The sequence below is a fragment of the Candidatus Zixiibacteriota bacterium genome (genome assembly GCA_035574315.1).
Classification (GTDB): Bacteria; Desulfobacterota; Binatia; order UBA9968; family UBA9968; genus DATLYW01.
Genome location: DATLYW010000023.1, coordinates 1 through 18,751, shown reverse-complemented (window position 1 = coordinate 18,751; position 18,751 = coordinate 1). Strand labels below are relative to the sequence as shown.

The 18,751-nt window shown below is 64.6% G+C and carries 21 protein-coding genes; 8 read left to right on the top strand and 13 right to left on the bottom strand.

The genetic code is table 11. From position 1 onward, the window contains the following. Positions 1-3: 3 nt before the first annotated feature. A complete protein-coding gene (locus VNN77_07070) occupies positions 4-915 on the bottom strand; it encodes an ABC transporter substrate-binding protein (protein ID HXG51146.1) in 912 nt (303 codons plus the stop codon). Between the two features lie 142 nt (positions 916-1,057). Between VNN77_07070 and VNN77_07065 the strand changes: the two genes are divergently transcribed. Beyond that, on the top strand, positions 1,058-1,426 hold the full coding sequence (locus tag VNN77_07065) for a cupin domain-containing protein (GenBank protein ID HXG51145.1): 369 nt from the start codon (positions 1,058-1,060) through the stop codon (positions 1,424-1,426). 76 nt (positions 1,427-1,502) lie between these two features. Beyond that, positions 1,503-1,799 (top strand): zinc ribbon domain-containing protein, encoded by a 297-nt coding sequence (locus VNN77_07060; protein ID HXG51144.1) that lies wholly within the window; start codon positions 1,503-1,505, stop codon positions 1,797-1,799. A gap of 46 nt (positions 1,800-1,845) precedes the next feature. On the opposite strand, the gene VNN77_07055 is transcribed toward VNN77_07060, so the two are convergent. From VNN77_07055 to VNN77_07045, 3 genes are all read right to left on the bottom strand, one after another. Continuing rightward, the gene (locus tag VNN77_07055) at positions 1,846-1,977 is read right to left on the bottom strand and encodes a hypothetical protein (GenBank protein HXG51143.1); all 132 of its coding nucleotides are present in this window, start codon (positions 1,975-1,977) and stop codon (positions 1,846-1,848) included. Positions 1,978-2,107: 130 nt separating this feature from the next. After that, positions 2,108-2,533: a cupin domain-containing protein gene (locus tag VNN77_07050; GenBank protein HXG51142.1), complete on the bottom strand. Its 426-nt coding sequence runs from the start codon at positions 2,531-2,533 to the stop codon at positions 2,108-2,110. A 2-nt stretch (positions 2,534-2,535) separates the two neighbouring features. Continuing rightward, the gene (locus VNN77_07045; protein ID HXG51141.1) at positions 2,536-2,694 is read right to left on the bottom strand and encodes a hypothetical protein; all 159 of its coding nucleotides are present in this window, start codon (positions 2,692-2,694) and stop codon (positions 2,536-2,538) included. A 253-nt stretch (positions 2,695-2,947) separates the two neighbouring features. Between VNN77_07045 and VNN77_07040 the strand changes: the two genes are divergently transcribed. Continuing rightward, a complete protein-coding gene (locus VNN77_07040; GenBank protein ID HXG51140.1) occupies positions 2,948-3,682 on the top strand; it encodes a dienelactone hydrolase family protein in 735 nt (244 codons plus the stop codon). A 52-nt stretch (positions 3,683-3,734) separates the two neighbouring features. Here VNN77_07040 and VNN77_07035 read toward each other — a convergent pair whose 3' ends face one another. The 7 genes from VNN77_07035 to VNN77_07005 all read right to left on the bottom strand — a co-directional run bounded on the left by VNN77_07035 (position 3,735) and on the right by VNN77_07005 (position 9,505). Continuing rightward, positions 3,735-4,070 (bottom strand): hypothetical protein, encoded by a 336-nt coding sequence (locus VNN77_07035; protein HXG51139.1) that lies wholly within the window; start codon positions 4,068-4,070, stop codon positions 3,735-3,737. Beyond that, a complete protein-coding gene (locus VNN77_07030) occupies positions 4,067-4,507 on the bottom strand; it encodes a hypothetical protein (GenBank protein ID HXG51138.1) in 441 nt (146 codons plus the stop codon). The genes VNN77_07035 and VNN77_07030 overlap by 4 nt, the downstream gene beginning before the upstream one ends. A 142-nt stretch (positions 4,508-4,649) precedes the next feature. Next, positions 4,650-5,534 (bottom strand): alpha/beta hydrolase, encoded by an 885-nt coding sequence (locus VNN77_07025; protein HXG51137.1) that lies wholly within the window; start codon positions 5,532-5,534, stop codon positions 4,650-4,652. Positions 5,535-5,537: 3 nt separating this feature from the next. Then, positions 5,538-6,005, bottom strand: coding sequence for a M67 family metallopeptidase (locus VNN77_07020; protein ID HXG51136.1), 468 nt, complete (start codon positions 6,003-6,005; stop codon positions 5,538-5,540). Next, a complete protein-coding gene (locus tag VNN77_07015; protein ID HXG51135.1) occupies positions 6,002-7,018 on the bottom strand; it encodes a 2-dehydropantoate 2-reductase in 1,017 nt (338 codons plus the stop codon). Before VNN77_07015 ends, VNN77_07020 begins: the two co-directional genes overlap by 4 nt. 9 nt (positions 7,019-7,027) lie before the next feature. After that, entirely contained in the window at positions 7,028-7,702 is a 675-nt protein-coding gene (locus VNN77_07010) for a lytic transglycosylase domain-containing protein (GenBank protein ID HXG51134.1), read from the bottom strand. A 228-nt stretch (positions 7,703-7,930) separates the two neighbouring features. Continuing rightward, positions 7,931-9,505 carry a UbiD family decarboxylase gene (locus VNN77_07005; GenBank protein ID HXG51133.1) on the bottom strand — a complete coding sequence of 525 codons (1,575 nt, stop codon included), beginning with the start codon at positions 9,503-9,505 and terminating at the stop codon, positions 7,931-7,933. A gap of 305 nt (positions 9,506-9,810) precedes the next feature. On the opposite strand from VNN77_07005, the gene VNN77_07000 reads away from it, so the two are divergent. Then, positions 9,811-13,239, top strand: coding sequence for a fused MFS/spermidine synthase (locus tag VNN77_07000; GenBank protein ID HXG51132.1), 3,429 nt, complete (start codon positions 9,811-9,813; stop codon positions 13,237-13,239). Positions 13,240-13,374: 135 nt separating this feature from the next. Next, a complete protein-coding gene (proC, locus tag VNN77_06995; protein ID HXG51131.1) occupies positions 13,375-14,190 on the top strand; it encodes a pyrroline-5-carboxylate reductase in 816 nt (271 codons plus the stop codon). A gap of 22 nt (positions 14,191-14,212) precedes the next feature. Here proC and VNN77_06990 read toward each other — a convergent pair whose 3' ends face one another. Beyond that, positions 14,213-14,722 (bottom strand): SH3 domain-containing protein, encoded by a 510-nt coding sequence (locus VNN77_06990; protein ID HXG51130.1) that lies wholly within the window; start codon positions 14,720-14,722, stop codon positions 14,213-14,215. A gap of 612 nt (positions 14,723-15,334) precedes the next feature. On the opposite strand from VNN77_06990, the gene VNN77_06985 reads away from it, so the two are divergent. From VNN77_06985 to VNN77_06975, 3 genes are all read left to right on the top strand, one after another. Continuing rightward, a complete protein-coding gene (locus tag VNN77_06985; protein ID HXG51129.1) occupies positions 15,335-15,676 on the top strand; it encodes an OmpA family protein in 342 nt (113 codons plus the stop codon). A gap of 29 nt (positions 15,677-15,705) precedes the next feature. Continuing rightward, entirely contained in the window at positions 15,706-16,098 is a 393-nt protein-coding gene (locus tag VNN77_06980) for a hypothetical protein (protein HXG51128.1), read from the top strand. Positions 16,099-16,159: 61 nt separating this feature from the next. Then, a complete protein-coding gene (locus tag VNN77_06975) occupies positions 16,160-17,491 on the top strand; it encodes a glycerate kinase (protein HXG51127.1) in 1,332 nt (443 codons plus the stop codon). 223 nt (positions 17,492-17,714) lie between these two features. Here the strand turns inward: VNN77_06975 and VNN77_06970 are convergent. Beyond that, a partial coding sequence (locus VNN77_06970; protein ID HXG51126.1) for a DUF3536 domain-containing protein occupies positions 17,715-18,751 on the bottom strand: 1,037 nt, incomplete at its 5' end.

The following is an 18,751-nucleotide window of genomic DNA, read 5'->3' as shown; positions in this document are numbered from 1 at the left end:
CGCTCAGCTCCGGTAGAGGCTGTCGATGAAGCCGCTGTCGTCGATGCGACGCAGGAAGTGGAAATCCCAGAGCGCCATCGGGTCGGTCTTTTCGGCCTCCTGGCTCTGCTCCAAAGCCGCCTCGTAAACGTTCCGGATGGCCGGAAGGCTGGCGTACGGCCTGGCCTGCAGGATCAGCTTCAGGTCGTCGTAGAGATGCGCTGCCGCCTCGTCGTCGAGAGGCCCTTCCGCGGTGTAGCGCTCCTTGAGGATCTTGATCGACTGGGTTCTGTGGGTCTTGAAATACGCGATCGCCTCGCAGAGGCCGCGGAGAAAGCGGTCGACGATTTCCGGGTGTTTCTCCACGAATGGAAGCGCCGTGGAGACCGTGGTGTACCAGACCATCGGCAGAGCTTCGAGATCGACGATCTTCAATCCGGCCCGCCGGGCCTGCAGATCGGCCGGGGCGGTTACAAAGGCGGCATCCGCAGCCCCTTTCTCAACCGCCGTCCAGGGAGGCGTCTCGCCACGGACGCGCTCGAGCGTGCATTCCCCCAGCAAGCCGTTCCGCTTGACGAACAGCCAGGCGTTCAAGCCGGGGTGCTTCCCCTTGATCGCGATCGTCTTCCCGCGCAGATCGCCGACCCGCGAAATGCCGGAGTCGGGACGGACCGCGAGGCGGTGACGGAGCAGGCTGACCGTCTGGGCCAGATAGACCCACCGGTCTCCGTGGCAACGCCGGATATAGGGAGAGAGATGGTTTCCGCTGACGAACTCGACGCTTCCGTCGGCGACGTTCCTGTGGGCATCTTCCGAACTGATCCACCGGTCGTACTCGACCTCCAAGCCGTGTTTTTCCCAGGAGCCGGAGTGGGCCGCGACGTGGAGGAACGCAAGGTGGCTGCTCGAGCGGTAAGGAAACTGGACCTTGTCCATGACGACCTCCGTAGCGAGCTGACGCTGCAGGGCGGAGATATCACCTTGCGGCCATGGAGGCAACCCGCCGGGCGGGTGCTTGTTTGAAGGCGGCCAATGGAATAGGATAACTGCAACTAGCGGCAGAGGGGGAGGGGCTTCGATGGATTTTGTCAATCTCGACGAGAAGCGGTCGGAGGCCCAGGCGCAGAAAAAGCGCAAGATCGACCTGTTCGGGGCGGGCAATTTTCGCTCCTGGATGCTTTACTTCGTCCCCGGTGACGGGACCGATATGCACTATCATGCCAATCCCGAAACCTTCCTCGTCCTGGAGGGCAGTGGTATAGTCAAGGGGATCGACGGGCGGGAGCGTCCGATTCGAAAGAACGAGGTGGTGTTCCTGGCCGCAAAGGACTATTACCAGATCACCAACACCGGCACCGAACCCCTGGTCCTCTTTGGAAACCGGGCCGAGGCTTTCGGCGGGCCGCACATCAAGGCCGACGGAACCGACCGCAACGCCGTGCGCTGAGGCGGGGCCACGGTTGATTGACAAGCGGCAGGGCGGTGATTAATTTGGCTAAAAATTTTGCCAGCTGAGGAATTTCATGCCGATCTACGAGTACCAGTGCGATGCCTGCGGCACCTTCGAGGTGACCCAGCGAATTACGGAACGCGCCCTGAGCAAGTGTCCTACCTGCAAGGGGAAGGTAAAACGCCTGATCTCCAACACCTCGTTCCAGCTCAAAGGAACGGGATGGTACATCACCGACTACGCCCGCAAGGGCGCCAACGGAGAGAAGTCGGATTCGAAAGGGCGCGACAAATCCACAAAGGACGGTTCGAAAACCGATAGCGCTTCCGGCAAGAGCGAAAGCTCCTCTTCCTCCGCCAGCTCCAGCTGATCGACTCACCCACGGCCGCTCCGGCACGGCCCCGGGTCGGCGCCAGTTACCGCTCAGGTAAGTGGTCCGGTCCGGCGAGGGCGTTGTAGAGCCTTACGTCCTTCGATTCTCGGGGAATCGTCCTGACCAGCTGCTCGAGCTCTTCCGGCATGAGGGGGGAGGCGTCGGCCCGGGTCATCTTCTTCCAGTTTGCCAGAAACTCCGGGTCCCTCCAGGACTTCCGAAAAGCTTCCTTCAGCCCATGGGGTGCGGGCAGGGCGGTAAGAGCGACCTCACCTCTCTCCGGCCCGTCCGAGCACGGCCGGAAATCAGCTGCGCGTTTGCATTGCAGCGTGCGGAATCCTGGCGCGCTCCAGCTCTTCTTTGCTGAGCTTCTTGATGTCCTTGCGGAGCTCGTAGTTGATGTGCTGGATCGCTTCCGACGGTCCCGAGCGATTTCCCATCATGATCATGGGACCGCTGCCGGTGTTCTCCAGCTGGTAGAACGAGCCTCCGGTAATGGTCGCGGCCATGCCCGGCTTCATGACCGCCTTTCCCCCGTCGGGAAAGCGCATGGTGCACTCGCCCTCGATCACGTAAAAGGTCTGGTCGGCATTGTGGCAGTGCATGTCGTCCTTGTCGCCGGGGTTGGGGTAGTAGTGCACCCAGGCGTGGAAACGCGGCGTATTGAACACCACTTTTCGGCGCTTCTCCCGGTAAGCAAGCTCGAGCAAATCAACGATCTCGATTCCCATGGTCAGCCCTCCTTGAACGTGCCTGTACGGCCAGGATCGATCGCGCAAGCGTTCACGGCGACCAGGCCGACGCCCTCCGGAACGATGCGGTAGAAGTCGTAGGCGTTGAGCTCGACGACCGACGGCGAGATGTACCCGATGCGGGCGCGGTATCCGAACATCGGCGGCTCCTTCCGGCGGGGACCGCGCCGCGGGGATTCGAGCGCGGCGCCTCGGCGGCCATGGCTCGTTCCCGCATATCGAAACGGGCGGCGGCTGTCAACCGAGGGTCTGGAGTCGGCACCGAAAGAGGAGGAAACCGACCGGAGCGCGGGAGCGCTGGGGATTCCGCGCGAAGCGGCCTCGAACCTGTGGCATTGTCGGACGGATTTCGCTATAGGTTGGGAGAGTTTTCTGGAAGGAGGATGAGCATCGATGGCTCAGACGGTCGATTACTTTGTCGCTCCGAACGATGCGAGCTTGATTTCCGAGATGGTCGAGTTTCCGGGAAACGCGGGGCAGGTCAAGGCCTACGTCTCGCGGCCGCGGGACGGGAAGAACCTGGGGACGGTCATCGTGATCCACGAGAACCGGGGGCTGGTGGATCACATCAAGGACGTCGCCCGCCGCTTCGCCAAGGAAGGCTTTGCGGCGATCGCGGTCGACTGCATGTCGCGTCTGGGAGGCAGCGACCAGTACAAGGGCGGGGAGGCGGCGATCGAGGCGATCAAGAACATCAAGCCCTCCATGGTGGTCGAGGACCTCGCTGCGGCGCTCGGCTACATGAAAAAGCAGAGCTATGTGAACGGTAAATTCGGCGTGGTCGGCTATTGCTGGGGTGGGGGGAACTCGCTCAATTTCGCCACGAAGTGCAAGGAGCTGAGCGCGGCGGTCGTCTATTACGGACGCAACCCCGATCCGCTCGACGCGGTGGCCGACATTCCCTGCCCCTTGATGGGGAACTACGCGGCGGACGACCCGAATATCATGCCCGGCGTCGAGCCGCTGAAGGCCGCGCTGACCAAGGCAGGGAAGGTTTTCGACATCAAGGTCTACCCCGGAGCGAAGCACGCCTTCAACAACAACACGAACGCGGACCGCTACCACCCGGAGGCGGCCAAGGACGCCTGGGAGCGTACCGCGGGATTTTTCAAGAAACACCTCACCTGAGAGATGACCGGGGAAAACGCAGGCGGCACGTGGGCGAGACGCTTCGTGCCGCCTATTTTTCCGCGCGGAGCTCGGGACGTTCTCCGATCGCTTTTCGGGCGAGAGCCGGAGTGATCACGTAAGGCTCGGCGGTGCTGTCCTCCCAGACCTGGCGGGAAACCTCGGTGTCGCCGCCGGTGACGAGATAGGACAAGGCGGCGGCGGAAACGCCCATGACCATCGAGACCGCCTTGAGCGGCAGGAAGAGAGCGTTGCCGGCGGTGACGGCGAGGCCGACACCCGCTCTTTCGAGCTTTTCCCCGGCGCGCGCCTCCGGCCCGGGCGCCAGAAGGAGCCAGGCCATGCACCACAAGCAGACCAGCGCCGATCTTTTCGTCGGCTTGTTCATCCTTTTATCGCGAAAGGCTTAACGCGCCGGCCGGCTCCGTCCTCGAACGGATTCCAGTAACGGCGAACGCCGAAATAATAACAGCAGCTCTCGTTGTCGAGATCGTTGTTGAAGCAGCGCAGCTGTCCGTCCTGGAAACGGACGCGGGCCAGGCACGTGCCGCCCGGCACCGAAGAGGTCATGATCTCCATGACGACTCCGATGCCCCATTCCTCGTACCGCAGATGCGTGACCTCGTCGCCGACGCGCAGGAACAGCCGCTTGCGCTCGTTCCAGGGCTGCGGCGGATCGGACCGATGCTGTTGGTGGCGATTTTCCGGATCGACTACGGGAGACGGTCGGGCGAGCGTGCGCGTTTGAATTTCCCGAGAGGCTTTGGCGACGGCCGCTCGAGGGCGGGATCGTGTCCTTTTTCCGGACGTCTTGTCCTGGCTCACAAAAACGCTCGCGCGGGCATGCTTTCCATAGGTCTCGAAGCGTCGTTCCGACCACAATGGATTTTTTCCGCTTGGCCCATCATCCATGAATCGAAGGCGGCAGTCAAGATCGATGCGCCGCTCGGCTCGAAGGTCGAGGCGATCATCGAAGAAAATCCAGGATCGCCGCCGCCAGCTCCTCCGGATTGTCCTGGTGCACCATATGGCCGGCGCGGCCGATCGTTATGCAGCGGCAGTCGCGAAACGCCGCGAGCCGCTGGGGGAGATCGGGTCGGGGGGCCTGCCTGCTCTCGGCCCCCGTCGCGACGAGGACCGGGCAAGCGATTCTCCGGTAGAACTCGATCGCCTGCTCGGCGTAGAACGGCTGGGGCGAGGTGGTACGGTGGAGCGGGTCGAATTTCCACACCCATTTGCCGTTACCGTTTCGGCGCATCCCCCAGCGCGTGAGCTCGAGGGCGCGCTCGGGGCTCAGCCGCGGATGCGCGTGCTGGAAGCGCCGGGCGGCCTCTTCAAGCGACGAATACTCGAAGCTGTCGAACGCCACGGTCGTGCGCTGACGGATCGCCCGCAGCTCGGAGAGGAATTTCGCCATGCGCAGCGGCGCGTCGCGGAAAGCCATTCCGATCGGGCCGATTCCTTCGATCAGAACCAGTCGCTCGACGCGCTCGGGAAACGTGCCGGAATACAGAAAGGAAATGGTCCCGCCCATCGAGTGCCCGACGAGCGTCACGACGGGCGCACCGAGAGCCTCGATCACGCAGTCCAGATCGTGGACGTAGTCGGGAAAGTGATAGTACCCGCCCGGCCCCGCCCAGCCGCTGTCGCCGTGGCCGCGGCAGTCCGGCGCGACGATCCTGAGCGGACGGTCCGATTGCGCGCGCAGCGCGTCGACGAAGTAACTCCAGCTCCGCGCGTGATCGCGCCACCCGTGAACCAGGATGAGAGGCCTGCCGCCGGGCTCGCCCCACTCCAGACAGTGAATGGGAAGACCGCGAGCGTCGAGGAATCGTGACTGCGGGGCGGACATCCCTCAGACCGTCTCCAGCGGGACTTCGATAAAGTCTTTCTCCTCGTCGGACCAGCGGTAGGCGGCGATGCGTTTGACCTCGTCCCCGTAGATCGAGACCACCAGCTGGGCAGCTTCCGGAAACGTGGGCTCGCCGAAGGGCATGGCGAAAGCCTTGTCCTCGGCCGAAAAGTAGGCCTCGTGCTCGGGGTGGGAATGGTAAAAGGCCTTCAGGCGGGCGCCGCGCGACTCGGCCTCGCGGATGAGCGCGTCGAGCTCCTGGGGGTTCACCGCGTAGGCGATGGCCGCCGTGCGGGGATAGGTCTGCGGGTCGAGGGCATGGAGCTGGTTTTGGATATTCTTCAACCGCCGGACGTGGTCCGCGGCACCGTCGTTCAAAACGACGCCGCAGCATTCTTCGGGGAAGGTTTCCCGGGCGTGGCGGGCGATTTCCTCGCGCGCGCGCGCGGTCAGCCGAAAGGTCGGTTTCATGCGTGCTCCTGGGGCGGCGCCGAGCCGGCGGGCCGCGCTTGCGTGAATCGTTTCTCGCGCTCGCGCACCAGACGCGTCAACGCTTCGTTGTAGGGAGTCGGGACGCCGGTCTCCCGGCCGTAGCGCCACACGGCCCCGTTGATGGCGTCGATCTCGGTTCGCCGCCGCTGCCGAAAATCCTGCAGCATGGAGCCGTGATGGTGGTAAGTGGACGGTACGAGATGGCCGTAAAACCACGACCGGTATTCGTCCGCCGACGTCCATAGCAACTCCACGCCGCGCGCGCGGGCCACGGCAAAGATCTCGTCGATGACGCCGTCCATGATCGTCCTGAGCTCGGGATTCTCCGCGAGCGCTCCATAAGGCACTTCCAGCAGGGCGCCCAGGGCGTTGAGCGGCGCGTTGTAGAGAACCTTCCCCCACACGTAACCGAGAATTCGCGCCGTCGGCTCGCACGGGACGTCGGCGGCCCGCAGCAGGGAAATCCAGCGGTGCACGCGCTCCATTGCGACGCAGTCGGAGACCTCCAGGGGGCCGATCACAATCGGCGCGGCCTGGACGGTTACGGTCACGCGCCCTGGCTCCGGGAGCTCGGCGCCAACGAGAATGCTCGCTCCCAGCGTGCGGTCCGCGCCGAAGACGTCGGCGAGCGTCTGCAGGTTGCCGAGGCCGTTCTGGGCGGAAAGCACCACGCCCTTGTCGTCAACGAGGGGGCGCAGGGCGGCAGCGATCGCAGCGGTATCGTACGACTTCACGCTCACGATCGCGAGATCGTAACGGCCGCTCAGCTCCTCCACCGATTCTGCCAGCTCGAAGCCGTCGGCCCGGCGCTCTCCCCAGAGCCCGTCCATCCGCAGCCCCATCGAGCGAATCGCGTCGAGGTGGCGGCGCCGGCCGAGCAGCGCAACCCGGCGCCCGGCAGCCCGCAGGAGGCAGCCGAAGACCGAACCGATGGCGCCGCATCCGGCGACAAGTATCCTGGGATCGGTGACGAAGAGCACGGCTCGCGGCACGGACGCCGGTCAGAGCTCCGGCGGCTTGATCCGCTTCAGCTTTTCATACCGTGAAAGCACCGCAGCGGCAAACTCCTCCGGGAACTCGACGCTGTTCTCCAGACGGTAGCGCATTTCCGTGGGGCCGAGATTGTAGGCGGCGAGCGCGAGCTTGAGGCTGCGAAAGCTCCGCCTCAGATCGTGCAGGTAGTAGACGCCGAGCTTGATGTTGAGCACCGGGTCGTCGAGGTGTTCTGCCCTGAACTCGCGGTGAGCTCTCCCGTCGCCCAGGCGGGACAGCCTTTTCATCAGCGCGCGGGCCACGTGGGGCAAAAGTTGCATGACTCCGCGCGCTCCCGCGGGGGAGACCGCCTGGTGCTGGAACTCGCTCTCGACATCGATCAGGGCGGAGACCAGCAGCGGGTCGAAACCGTAAGCGGAGCTTTCGTGAAAGATCGCCTCCGAGATCGTCCACGCCTGGGTTTCGCCGACCTCCGGCCGGTGCGCTCTCAAGATCGAGTAGATCCGCACCAGCTCCTTGGGGTGCTCCGCCTCGGCGACCGGCTCCGGATCCTCCGGCGGCTCGGGCAGATAGCGCTGCGCGAGAAACGCGGGAACGAACAGCAGCCCGAGCAGCGTCAGGCGGGCGGCGAGGACGCTCCACGAGAGCAAAGGCTCGGCTGGCGATGGGCGGTTGGCTTCCATGGTTGCGGCGCTCGAGTCCGATGTATCGGTCACCCGCGCAGAAGTTGTTGCCGCCATGGAATCAAATGAGAGCGCGGATGTCAACGCGCGAAGGCGGAATTTTCGCGGAAACCGCCGAGCGCGGCCGCAGGAGACCGATAAAGGCCGGAAATTTCCCCTGGACGGACGCAAGCGGGCCGGGATCCCGGCCCGCTTGCGTAAGCTGCAAGGGAGAAGAAGAGCTGCGCTTCAGCGGCCCGTTCGAGCCAGCGAATGGACCCAGCCGCGCATCCGGGACTTCGCGTTCTGGATGTCCTTCTCGCTGAAGAACTTCTTCAGATCGACCCGCGTCACCGGGTAGACCGGCCGCATGAAGTCGTTCTCGTAGCCGAACGGGACCGTTGCATCGATGCCCATGCCGCCCTCGAAGCTCGTGTTCGAGGCGGTCCATTCTTTTTCCCCGGCGGTCATGCGCTCGGCCGGCATGAAGGTCTGGCCGCGACCGCCCGGCAGCGGATTGATGATGTCGGTCTTGGGGTTGACGCGTGTGGTGAGGCACCACATGATGTCGTCCATGTCGTAGGGGTCGGTGTCCTCGCTGACGGCGATGACGAGCCGGGACCCCTGGGAGGTGGCGAGGATGGCGGCCATGAAGTTGCGCTGCCACCCTTCCTCGATCCGGTTGCGCTTTCTCACCTGGATGATCGCCCCTCCCCAGTCGGTCATGCAGTAGGGGATGTTGACGTCCATGATGATGCCGGGCTGCATCCGCTCGCACAGCTCGAAGATCGCCGCCTCGCGGACCGTGGTGTCGATGTTGTGGTCGTCGAGCGTGTGGACTCCGAGCGGGAAAATGATCGGCTTGGAGTCGCGCCGGCGCGTCGTCACTGCGGTCACGTGGAAGGTCGGCGCCTTGTAGGCCTTGCCCATGTAGCCGGCCCATTCGGGGTGGAAGTGGAAGCGGCCCTGGATGCCGGCCTTCTCCGCCTCGGCGGTCTCGAAGCGCCGGTCCCGCGGGTTGACGTAGCCTTCGAGCACCACCTCGGCGTCGGCGAGCGCGTAGGCGTCGACGGTGCGCGCCTTGACGAGCCGCAGGGGGCTCCCCTGCACGGCGCCGGCGATGCCCACCTCGTCGCAGCCCTGCGGCAGGATCACGTAGTCGAAGCCGGCTCCGGCAAGCAGCGTGGCCGCCGGAGGCACCCCGAAATTCATGGTGATCGGGACGAGCTTGTTGTCTTTGTAGTACTTGCTGACCACCTGCCACATGTGCGACCCGGGCGAGATCTGGAAGGTGCCGACGTTGCCCCAGCGGAAATTCATTCGGTTGTAGCCGAGATCCGTGCCGCCATTGAAGTACTCGCCGCTGACCAGCCGGTTGCCCGAACCGACGGTCAGCTCGGGCTCGATGTCGGTGTGGCGGATCGGGACGACGAACTCGTTGACCTCGGCCGGCTTTTCGTAGATTTCCTCGTGCACCGGCGCGTCCTTCGAGTCGACCACGACCGGCGGGATCGGATGGGTCAGCGCGTAGGCCAGCTTGCGCGTGCGGTCCGTGTGGTCCTTCCAGCCGAACATCTTGTTGATGACGTTCATGTCGCCGAACAGGTTGGTGATGCAGCGGTGGTAGGGCTTGCCCTTGACATTGTTGAACAGGATCGGGCAGCCCCCGTCGAGCTGTTTTTGGATCCCCGTGATTTCGAGGTTGGGATCGACCTCCTTGTCGGTGACGATGAGGTCTCCCTCCTTTTTCAACCACTCGATGGCACTGCGTAGATCCCTGATCTCTTCGGGAGCCGCGCGCTCCACCCTAGCCGCTTTAGCCATGTTTCAGTTCCTCCGGTTTCCGTGATTGCGTCTGCCTGGACTCAAGAAAACGATTCAACTCGTCGAGAAGTCTCGAAATTGTCGCGCCTCAAGAGGCTTCGGATGCGGGAGAAAGCTTTCAGATTCGAAATGCCCGAATAGGATTTACCCTTATATGACAAACCGGGAAAAGTCAACGAAGGGCGCGGCCGGGCTCTCTCGCCTGCCGGGGGGCCGAGCTTCCGCAAAAGCGAACCCTTTACAGGCATGGCGGCGCTTGATATCTGTGCTGGAATTATCTCCGGTAGGCTTTGCGGGAGTTGGATATGACCGGTTTTTCGGTGCGTGGCCGGCAGAACTGGCTTTTCGTGGTCGGGCTCTTTTGCTTCTTTTTCTCGGGCGCGGCCGGGCTCATCTATCAGGTGGTATGGACCCGGATGTTGACCCAGATTTTCGGCAACACCACCTACGCGATCGCCACCGTGCTCTCGGCGTTCATGGCGGGGCTGGCGATCGGAAGCTACGTCTTCGGGCAGATCGCGGATCGCGGGAAGAACGATTTCCTCCTCTACGGCATCCTCGAAGCCGGGGTCGGCATCTATGGTTTCGCCGTCCCATACCTCTTCGGGCTCGCTCAAAAAGCGTACGGACCGATTTTCGGTTTGAACGAGTCCTATCCCTTCCTCTTCAATCTGGTGCTTTTTTTCCTCTCGTTCGTGCTCCTGGTCTTCCCCACGTTGCTCATGGGAGCGACGCTCCCGGTGCTCAGCCGTTTCTATGTCCGCAGCTTCGCGGACTTCGGCCGCCGGGTCGGCGATCTCTACGCGACCAACACGCTCGGCGCCGTGATCGGCTGCGCGGCGGGCGGCTTCCTGTTGATTCCGACGATGGGCATGCGCGCCACCGTTTATACGGCGGCGGGAGTGAACCTGGCGATCGCGCTGCTGATCCTCGCCGTCGATCGGATACGCGACAAGGACCCCGGCGAGGCCGTCGCAGCCGCGTCGGCGGCGGAGGAGCCTGCGGGGAGCGAGGCGGGCCATTCCTGGTTGCGGTGGGCGGTGCTGGTTGCTTTCGGGCTCTCGGGGTTCGCATCGCTGGTGTACGAGAACGCCTGGACGCGCGCGCTGACGCTCGTGATCGGCAGCTCGATCTATTCCTTCACGACCATGCTGGTCACCTTTCTGATCGGTCTCGCCCTCGGCGGCTTCATCTATGCCCGCTCGATGGGCGAGCGCGAAGCGCGCTTGAGCGGCTTTGGGCTGCTGGAGGTCTGGGTCGGCCTGGCGGCGCTGGCGACGATCCCGATGTTCGAGCGGTTGCCGCTGATCTTCGTCCGCCTGCTGGAGGGATTCGGGGACACCTTCACGGTCTTCCTGTATCTCCAGATCTTTCTCTCCTCGCTGGTGATGTTCGTTCCCACGCTGCTGCTGGGGATGACCTTCCCGATGGTCGCGCGCCTGTTCACGCAGAGCCTCTACCGGGTCGGGAGCGGCGTGGGCAGCTCCTACGCGGCCAACACGGTCGGGGCGGTGGCGGGCGCGTTCGCGGGCGGCTTCATTCTGATCCCGAACATCGGGGTGCAGAACACCATTCTGTTCGCGGTCATGATGAATCTGCTCATCGGCTGCGCGCTGGTGTTCATCGATCCCCGGATGGGCAAGCCGACGAGGCTGGCGTTCGGCGGGTCGGTTCTCGCGCTCGCGGTTCTGGTGCCGGAGCGCCTGCCGCGCTGGGACCGCCATATTCTCACCAGCGGAGTGACCATCTACCACGATCGCTACGAGAGCCTGCCGACGAACTCGCTCAGGCTGGAGGAGATGAGGCGCGACGAGATCCTTTACTACCGCGAAGGGTTGACCACGACGGTCAGCGTGCACCGTATCCCGGGGAGCGATTACATTTACTTCAAGTCCAACGGCAAGATCGACGGATCGTACGGCGACGCCCTGAGCCAGCTGATGACCAGCTACATTCCGATGATGCTCCATCCCGACGCCGAGGTGGCGCTCACCATCGGCCTGGGAAGCGGCATGTCGGCGAAAGCCCTGGCGACCTTCCCGACGCTCAAGGAAATCGAGGTCATCGAGATCGAGCCGGCGATGATCGAAGCAAGCAGGTTCTTCGACAGGGTGTCGGTGCCGTTCGAGCGGCTGCCGGAGGGCGTGAGCCTTCCGTCGAACGGCAGCAACAGCCGGATCTGGTACGACGCGGCCGGGAAGCGTCTGTACTACAAGGGTGTGATGAAGGAGGAGGAGCGCTCCCGGCTGATGAAGCTCTCCGAGGATCGGGACTTCCGTGGCGCCATCGATCGGCTGTTCCGCAGCGCGCGTCAGTCCCGCCACGACGGGGTGCTGGAGGACAAGCGGGTGCGGGTGATTCCCACCGACGGCCGCAACTACATCCTGGCGACGCCGAAGTACTACGACGTGATCACCGCCGAGCCCTCCAATCCCTGGATCGCCGGCATCGCCAACCTCTACACGCGGGAGTTTTACGAGGTCATCAAGTCCAAGATCAAGGACGACGGCATCTTCGGCCAGTGGTTCCACAACTATTCGATGTCCCCCGATGACTTCCGCATGGTGTTTCGCACGTTCTCGGAGGTCTTCCCCCACGTCTCGCTGTGGAGCATGAAAGAAAGCGACTTTCTGCTGATCGGCAGCAAGCGCGAGCAGGTGTTCGACTACCGGAAGCTGAAAGAGATTTACGAGCGCAACGAGAAGCTGCGCTCCGATCTCGAGTATCTGGGGCTGTCGGACATCTACGCCGTCCAGGGCTTCTACCGGTTGAACCGAGACGGCTTCGTCGCTTTCGCCAAAGGGGCGGACATCAACACCGACGACGGCGCCGAGCTCGAGTTCTCGGCGCCGAAGAACCTGCGCCGAGCCACCACCGAGCTCAACCGGCGCCTGATGGCGCCGTTCGTCATCGACGCTCCGTGGCTCAAGTCGCGGCCGCTGCCCGTTCCCGAGGCGATGCATCATTTCTACATGGCGCAGGCCTTCACCGCGAGCTCCAACCACGCCCGCGCGCTGACGGAGATCGGGCAGGCGATCCAGCGCGACCCCAAGAATCCGAAGTTTTACCTCCTGCAGATGAAGATCCTGCTCGAGCAGGACAAGAGCGCGGAGGCCGCCAAGGCGGCTCTGGCCGCGCTCGAGCGCGATCCGGGCACGATCCCCGAGGTTCTGGCGATGAGCGACGAGTTCTATTTGCCCGAGGCCAAGACGGTCTACTCGAGAATCATCCAGATGGGCACCCGGGAAATCCTGCCGTACCTGGGGCTGGGCAACATCGCGCTCCACTCGGGGGAGCTGGCGGAGGCGGAAAAGTGGTTCACGCGGGCGCGCGCCATCGACGCCGAGCATCCGGCGGTGCTGCTGGCGTGGGGACGACTGGTCGCCGCCCGGGCGGCGCGTCTGGAGGACGCGGCGCGGATGAAGGCGATGCTCCAGGAGGCCCGGGAGCTGCTCGAACGCTCGAAGGCCAAAGGGGAGGAGTCGCCGACGCTTCACTCGGAGCTGGGCGAGGTCTACTTCAGGCTGCAGATGTGGGACAGGGCGGCGGAGTCCTACGCGGAGGCGCTACGGATGCGGCGCCGGCGTAACGATTGGCGCATCAACCTGGGCCGCGCCTACGCCCAGCTCGGGAAAATCGACCAGGCGGAACAAAAGTACCGCGAGGTGCTCGCTTTCAGCCCCGACGACACCGAGGCCTGGAAGGGGCTCCACGAGCTGGGCAGGAGATACTGACAACGCGGCAGCGTTCGGATCCGGCGCGTAAGGCTCGAGGGTCTCGAGCCAGGCGGCGCGCTTTTTGGCGCTTGGCAGAAGCCGGGGCGAGGCTCTATTCTTAGGAAGTCCCGAGGTCCTTCGGAGGAACCGGCCATGCTGCAAGAAAAAATCGGCGTCATCGGCGCGGGAAAGATCGGCTCGGCGATTCTCAGGGGCGTCCTGAACGCCCGCCTTGTCGAACCCAAAAGGCTCATCGCAAGCGCGCCGAGCGAGGAGCGGCGGCGCGCCCTGGCGGCCGAGCTCGGTATCGCGCTCACCGCGGAGAACCGCGAGGTTTGCGACTTCGCGGACGTCGTCTTTCTTGCGGTCAAGCCGCAGGTGGCGGACGCGGTTCTGGACGAGATTTCCGGCCACGTCACGGAGGCCAAGCTGGTGGTATCCGTGGCCGCGGGAGTGCCCTGCCGCAGGATCGAGGCCCGGCTGGGCAAGCCGGCGCGAGTCGTCCGCGTGATGACCAACACTCCGTGCGTCGTCGGAGCCGCGGCTTCCTGCTACGCCGCCGGGAGCCGGGCGACGCCGGAGGATCTTCGAAAAGTCGGGACGATTCTTTCCAGCGTCGGCATTGCGCTCAACGTCCCGGAACGCTACCTCGACGCCGTTACCGGGTTGAGCGGCAGCGGGCCGGCTTACGTCTTTCTTTTCATCGAAGCCCTCGCCGACGGCGGAGTGCAGGCCGGGCTGGCTCGCGACGCGGCGCTGAAGCTCGCGCTGCAGACGGTTTATGGAGCGGCGAAGCTCGCGCTGGAAAGCGGCAGGCACGTGGGTCAGCTCAAGGACGAGGTCACTTCCCCGGGCGGAACCACGATCGCGGGCCTTTACGCGCTCGAGCGCAAGGGATTTCGGGGAACGGTGATGGACGCGGTCGTCCACGCCACCCGCCGTTCCGAAGAGCTGGGACGGGAGTCGTGATCTCGCGGCGTCGCCGCGATCTTCACGGACCGACCCGTTCGACGGATCCCTTTTCGAGATAGCCGGGGCGGTTGCCGCGCTTCGATTCGACTCGCAACCATCCGCCTTCGGCGCGCACCACGTTGATTCTCGTGCCGGCGGGGATCTTGTAGATGATCCTGTGCTGAGCCCCCGGTCCTTCGCGCAGGTCGACGTCGACGACGGTTCGGTACAGGCCGGCGACCCGCGATTCGCTTCGCGCCGACTTCGCCGGGGCAAGAGCGATCGGGCGCGCATACCGGGAGTGGATGTAACCGGGCCTGTTGCCGTGGCGCGATTCGACCTTGAGCCAGTCCCTTTCCCGGCCGACCACGTGGACTCGAACATCCTTCGGGATCGTCGCGACGATCGGGTGGTGGGTACCCGGCCCCTTGCGCACACGCACGTTGGCCGTCGTGACGTAAAGGGCCTCATCCGCTGCAACGGTCTCCGGGAAAAAAAGCCGGGAGAGCGCAATTGCGAGCAACAACGTGATCATGGTGCGGCCTTTCATAATTCCTCCTCGATCAGTTTATCATACGCCGACATTCAGTTAGACGGCCCTCGGGCCGAAGGTGCAAAACGCTCGTTTAGGCCGACCTCAGGACCGAATGCATAAGTGTCCGAATTCCTGGAGATTGTGTGTGAATTCGGCGATCATGCGAGGTGTAAAAAAAATATGCCGTTCGGCTTGACAATAAGACGGAGGTTGTATTACCTTACCCACAAATTTGCCGTTTGTCGGGAGGCAGTGATGGAGCGAAACAAATGTCTGGCGCTTACTGCTCTTGCTTTTTTCACTGTTAGCGGTTGCGCCGGAATGACCAACAAACAGAAAGCTGCACTGACAGGCGCGGCAATATGCGGGGCCGCTGGAGCCGCCGCAGGCGGAATCATTACACACAATACCGGACACAAACTCAGCGAGGGACAAGCCATTCCCATCGGCGCCGTGACCGGCGCGTTGCTTTGTGGAGGTCTCGCTTACCTGCTGGCGGAAGAGCCCAAGCCGGCGCCGCCGCCTCCTCCGCCACCGCCGCCACCGCCGCCGAAACCGAAGCCGGCACCTCCGCCGCCTCCTCCGCCACCGCCGCCACCGCCGCCGAAACCGAAGCCGGCGCCCAAGGTGGAGCGGACCATCATCCTGGACGACGTGTTGTTCGACTTCGACAAGAGCAACATCAAGCCTGAGGCCGCGAAGATTCTCGACCGGCTGGTTGCTTTCATGAAGGAAAACAAGGACAAGCGCGTGTCGCTTTCCGGCCACACCGACAGCATCGGGACCGAGGCTTACAACCAGAAGCTCTCGGAGCGGCGCGTGAACTCGGTGCGCGACTACCTCGTGAAGCACGGGATCGAGCGGGATCGCATTACCGGCCAGGGATTCGGCGAGAGCAAGCCGATCGCCGACAACCGGACCAAAGAGGGTCGGGCGAAGAACCGCCGGGTGGAGATAAAAGTCAACTAGCTTTCGTCAGCCGGCTGGAAACGATGCGGATGCCGAGCAAGACTGCGGTTGTTTTGTTGGCATCCGCATTGTTTTTTGCCGCTCCCGCCGCCGCGCAATCGGTCAGCTTCAAAGAAATCGAGGCCCGGGTGCGCGAGTACCGGAAGTGGCTGGATCAGGTCGGTTCGAACGGCGCCCGTTTCTGGGTTCGGCTCGACAGCAGCAAGCGGCCGCATCGGCTCTACGTCGGCGAGGGATTCACGCGCGCCGACTACGCCGAGAAAGAGCAATTCGTAGAAATATTCTCCCACTACCTCGCCGGCCATCCGGAGAAGTTCATGCTGATCGATCTCTTCGATGCCGCGACCGGCCAGCCCATCGGGGAGTACGGCTTCGGCGGTTTCAAGCTCTTCGGCGCCGAGGACGGCGTCTCCCGGCCGTAACGGCTTTCTTCCCCTTCCGGTTTCCGCCCGCCTCGGCCCTGCCCTGGGCCGCGGAGCGTTCATGCTTTCCGTCTCCCGACTCCGAAAGGATGCGCGAACTATCTTCGAAGCGGCCGTTCGGGGAGCGGACCCCGCGATTGCACTGCGGCGCTCGGTTCGGACCGACCGCGGAGCTCTCGAGATCGGCGGGCGTGAATACCGGTTTTCGAACTACCGGCGCGTCTGCGTGATCGGGGCCGGCAAGGCGTCGGCCCGGATGGCTGAGGCTGTCGAAGCCTTGCTCGGCGACAGGATCGTCTGCGGCACGGTCGTCGTCAAGTACGGCCATTCGGTTCCGCTCGAGCGCATCGAGGTGCGCGAAGCGGCCCATCCGATTCCCGACCCGGAGGGTGTGCGAGCCGCGCGTGCCGTCGCCGAAGTCGCGCGGCAAGCGGGAGAACGCGACCTCGTCTTTTGCCTCTGGTCGGGCGGCGGATCGGCGTTGCTCGTCGACCCCGCCCCGGGCGTCACGCTGGAGGACAAGCAGCGGCTCGTCGATTTGCTTCTGCGCAACGGCGTGCCGATCGAGGAGATCAACGCGCTGCGCAAGCATCTCTCCCGGATCAAGGGAGGGCAGCTGGCGCGGCTCGCACAACCCGCGACCGTGGCCGCGGTGATCCTGGCGGACGTGATCGGTGATCCGATCGGAGGCGTCGCCTCGGGGCCCACCGCACCCGATCCCTCGACCTTCGCCGATTGCCTCGCGATCCTGGAACGACACGGGCTCCTGGCTCGAGCGCCGCAAGCGGTCCTTTCCAGGCTCGAAAGCGGGGCTCGAGGCGAGATCGAGGAGACCCCCAAGCCCGGAGAGGCGATCTTCGAGCGCGTGCACAACGTCGTCATCGCCGACAACGCCACGGCGCTGGCGGCGGCAAAGGAGGCCGCGGAAGCGCTCGGCTACCATACGTGGATCCTCACCGATCCGGTGACCGGCGAGGCGAGAGAAGCCGGCGCGCGCCACGCGCGAACCGCCAGGGCGGTTCGCGCCGGCTCGATGCCGCTTCAGCCGCCGGCGTGCATAATTTCCGGCGGTGAGACCACGGTGACGGTTCGCGGTCCGGGTCGAGGAGGGCGCAACCAGGAGTTCGCACTGGCTTTCGCCCTGGAGATCGACGGTCTCGAAGGCACGGTGCTCCTGAGCGCCGGCACCGACGGCATCGACGGCCCCACCGACGCCGCGGGAGCCGTGGCCGACGGCCAGACGGCGCAGCGCGCGGCCGCGGCGGGCATCGATCCGCGGGGCGCGCTGGAACGCAACGATTCCTATTCCGTCTTCCGCTCGCTCGGGGATCTGATCGTGACCGGTCCGACGCGTACCAACGTCATGGACGTCCAGCTGTTGCTCGTCGGCTGAGGCCGACGAGCGGCGGCGAGATCAGCCCCGATCCGCGAGCGGCAGCGCCACCGTAAGCCAATCGCAGGCGTCCGAAAGCGGCAGGACTAATCTCCGGCGCATCGCGAGGGCCGCCGGGCGTCCCTCGAGCCGCGCGGAGCCGGGTTGCCCGTGCGGTCGGACGCGACAGGGCGCCGCGGGAATGCGCATGGCTCGCAGGTCGAAAAGCCGGCGCCGTTCCCGGCTAGCTCACGTTCACCGCGAGCTTCCCCCCGAGCGCCACAAAGCGCTCGGCCCAGGCGCGTGCCGCCGGGTCGCCGGCATCGGCGGCGCGCCGCCGCTCCGGGTAAACGGTCTCCAGCACCCGGTAGTAGGCGTTTTGAATTTTCCAGAGATCCACGCGAAACGGCAGCAGATCGAGGAGAGCCGTCGACCGGTCCAGCTCGTCGAGCGCGGCGGCCGAAGGATCGGCGGCGAAACGGTCGGCCAGCCGCTCGAGGGTCCGGCGGCAGGCGAACTCCAGGGTCGCCGTGTCGAGGCTGACGTTCTCGACGCGGGCGTTCTCCAGGAGCGCGGCCACCCGCTCCGTGTCGATCGGATCCCGCTCCAGGGCGCGGCGTAAGCGGCCATTGAGCACAAGCTCGGCGGCCGCATAGAACATCTTCGGGGGCGGAATGCCGAGCCCCGCCAGGAAACGCATGGTGGCGGCGCGGGGCTCGTAAATCTGGCGGTACAGCGCCTCGGCTTCCTCGAGGGCCGTCGCCAGAATCGTGTCGAGGATCTTTCGCTGCTCGTCGCGGAAGAGCGACCGGATCGAATAGCGGGAGTCGCCGAAGTGATAATCCATCAGCCGCACGACCTCGGCGAAGTCCGCGCGCCGAAACGGCTCGACGACTTCGCGCCCGAAGGCTTCGTAACGCTCCGGATCCGTGAACGGATGGGCTCCGCCGGTCACATTGTGGTCGCCGAAATGGAGCACGCCGAAGCTCAGCGCGGCCGATTCCAGGGACACCTCCGACGTGAGCCTCACGCGCCCCACGGCGAGCCGGGCGCGTCCCGCCTCGGTCACGCGGTAATCTTCGCGCTCCGCCGTGAAACAGTAGATGCGAACGCGTTCGGGGTAGCTTTCGAAGAGCGAGGTCACCGCGTAGTGCGCGCCGAGACGCCACCAGTCCACCCGCGCCGGGCGCACGTGGCGGTCGTAGACGCCGCGCCCGTCGAGGTCGGGCAGGTTGCTCCGCGCTTCGGCCAGCCGCTCGAGCCATTGGCGCTCGAGCGGCT